The organism is Helicobacter turcicus, assembly GCF_019711685.1.
Classification (GTDB): domain Bacteria; phylum Campylobacterota; class Campylobacteria; order Campylobacterales; family Helicobacteraceae; genus Helicobacter_D; species Helicobacter_D turcicus.
Genome location: NZ_JAIGYQ010000023.1, coordinates 1 through 2,491, shown reverse-complemented (window position 1 = coordinate 2,491; position 2,491 = coordinate 1). Strand labels below are relative to the sequence as shown.

At 33.9% G+C, this 2,491-nt stretch carries 3 protein-coding genes and 1 pseudogene; 3 read left to right on the top strand and 1 reads right to left on the bottom strand.

Annotated features, from left to right (window positions below):
* The 3 genes and pseudogenes from K4G57_RS08885 to K4G57_RS08875 form a co-directional block, all read left to right on the top strand.
* A pseudogene (locus K4G57_RS08885) lies at positions 1-209 on the top strand (sugar transferase); the annotation flags it as partial.
* Positions 200-874, top strand: a complete 675-nt coding sequence (locus tag K4G57_RS08880) for an acylneuraminate cytidylyltransferase family protein (RefSeq protein ID WP_221532817.1) — start codon at positions 200-202, stop codon at positions 872-874. The pseudogene K4G57_RS08885 and the gene K4G57_RS08880, both read left to right, overlap by 10 nt.
* On the top strand, positions 868-1,875 hold the full coding sequence (locus tag K4G57_RS08875; protein WP_221561857.1) for a class I SAM-dependent methyltransferase: 1,008 nt from the start codon (positions 868-870) through the stop codon (positions 1,873-1,875). The genes K4G57_RS08880 and K4G57_RS08875 overlap by 7 nt, the downstream gene beginning before the upstream one ends.
* An 8-nt stretch (positions 1,876-1,883) precedes the next feature.
* Here the strand turns inward: K4G57_RS08875 and K4G57_RS08870 are convergent.
* Positions 1,884-2,491: type II secretion system F family protein (locus K4G57_RS08870; RefSeq protein ID WP_221561856.1), on the bottom strand; the 608-nt coding region annotated here is incomplete at its 5' end.

Sequence of the window (2,491 nt, the reverse complement as noted above, 5' to 3'; positions counted from 1 at the left end):
CTGCATTAAAACTTCCTCCTTTAGAATCTTATTCTGATTATAAAGAAGCTTTAAGATTCAAAGAACATTTAAGTTATAAACTTGGCAATGCTTTTTTAAAAGCATATAAGAATGTGTGGGGGGGGGGCATAATAAAATACATCTTTATAGATGTGCCTAGAATAAAAAGAGAATGGAGAGAAAAACAAAAGGAGAAAAAATGTTACTAGCTATTATTCCAGCAAGAGGTGGAAGCAAAGGTATAAAAAGAAAGAATTTAGCTCTTTTAAACAATAAGCCTTTGCTTTACTACACAATCAAGGCAGCAAAAGAAGCAAAATGTGTTGATGAGATTGTCATTAGTAGTGAAGATGAGGAGATTTTACAATATGCTAAAAGTCAAAATGTCATAGCACTTAAAAGACCTTTAGAATTTGCACAAGATAATTCAAGAAGTAATGAAGTCCTCAAGCATTGCTTAGAAAATTTTCAAAATTTTGAGGAATTTGTGCTTTTACAAGCCACTTCACCTTTAAGAGAGGCTTTGCATATTGATGCGGCTTATTTAAAATTTAAAAACGACAAAACAAAGGCTTTAATCAGCGTTTGTGCTTATGATAGAGAGATTTTAAAGGCTTTTGTATTAAATCAAGAGGGATTTTTAAAAGGAATTTGCAACGATGCATTTCCTTTTACTCCAAGACAAGAATTGCCTGAAGTTTTTATGGCAAATGGAGCGATTTATTTAGGCAAAAGTGAAAATTTTCTTAAAAATCCCAGCTTTTTAGCCGAGCAAACAAGCTATTTCTTAATGGATAAAAAAAGTTCTTTAGATATAGATGAAATAGCGGATTTAAAAAGGGCTGAACAAATTTTAAAGGAGCAAGAATGCTAGAAAAATACGGCAAAGCTTTTGATAACAAAGCTATATTAAGAACACCGCAATGGCTTAAAATGCAAAGCAAAAATGCTAAGCAAAAGGCAAAGAAATTTGCTAAAGAAGAAAAAGAGTCTCTAAAGGCTTGTCCTATCTGTGAGAGTGAGGAAGTGGTAGAATTTGCAAAGATTTATGCATTTATTTATAAAGAATGTCAAAATTGTCAAAACCTTTTTTTAAGCAATCCTCTTAAAGATTTAAAAAAGCTTTATACCAATGATGGTAAAGAAAGTGCCTTTGAGTGCTATTTAAGCGACGCGCTTTTTACTAAAAGATTAGAACACATAGCAAAGCCTAAGGTAGGGTTTATTGATGAAATTGCCAAGAATTGCGAGAATAAACTTTGGCTTGATATTGGAAGCGGTGGAGGAGAAAATCTCTATGCCGCTAAGGCTTTGGGCTATGAGGTTGTAGGTTATGAATCTGATTTAAAGCTTCTGCAGTTTTCTAATGAAAAGCTAAAGGGGGATTATGTTAAGCAAGGATTTTTAGACATACAAAATTGCGATAAATCCTTGCTTGAAACCATAAAAAATGCAGGAATCATTACTTTTTTTAATGTTTTAGAGCATTTAAGCAATCCTAAACAAGTTTTAGAATTTTTCGCACAAAATATGCAAAAAAATGCTCTACTTGTTATAGAAGTGCCAAGACACCCTAGCCTATCAAGCTATGTGAATGCCTTAGCTAGTGATAAAGTGTATAGACATTTAATCCCTCCTTTTCATCTTAATATTTTTAGCGAAAAAGCTTTAAAAATATTAGGGGGGGGGGGGCAACTTAAAGTCGTTGGTAAATGGGCTTTTGGACAAGGTTTTATGGACCTTTTACATAGTTTTAAAGATTTTGATAAAAACAAAGCCCTTTATGAGAAACTCTCACAACTCTCAAACCCCATTCAAAAAATCCTTGATGCAAACGATTTAGCAGATTTTCTCATATTAGTTTTTCAAAAATAACTTAAAATTTACACATCTTGTATGTGTAATGGAAGTTCCCAAAGAGGCAGAAAGATTCCAAGTGCAAGCCATAAAACAAGCACTCCAAGTGCTAAAACCATTAGCGGTTCAATCGCCGCTAAAAGTGCCTCGCTATGTGTTTGGAACTCTTCTTCATACAACTCTAGTAAAACTTCAAGACTTTCTAAAAAACCAATCTCATTATATGTTCCACTTAGCAATTGTTCCCCAAAGCCCTCAAACATTACCCCAAGTGCTTCTTTTATCTCCACTCCTTGTGAAACTTTATTAAAGATTCCACTTCCTTTGTGTGCTAAATACGCATTATGTAAGGATTTTGTAGAAATCTCCAAAGCTTCTTGCAAGGGAATCTTAGAACGATACAACCAAAAGAAACTTAATAGAAATTGCACCCTTTCAAAATCCCTTAGCACTCTCCCTAAAAATGGAATCTTTAACACCCAAAAATCTATCCATCGCCTTAAAAGTTCTATCCTTTTATAAAGTCCAAAACACCCCATACAAAAAACAACAAAAACCCCCAAAACCAACACCCCAAACTCAAGTGCCACTTCGCGCATAAAAAGCAGACTCCAACTCACAAAGGGCAATTGTG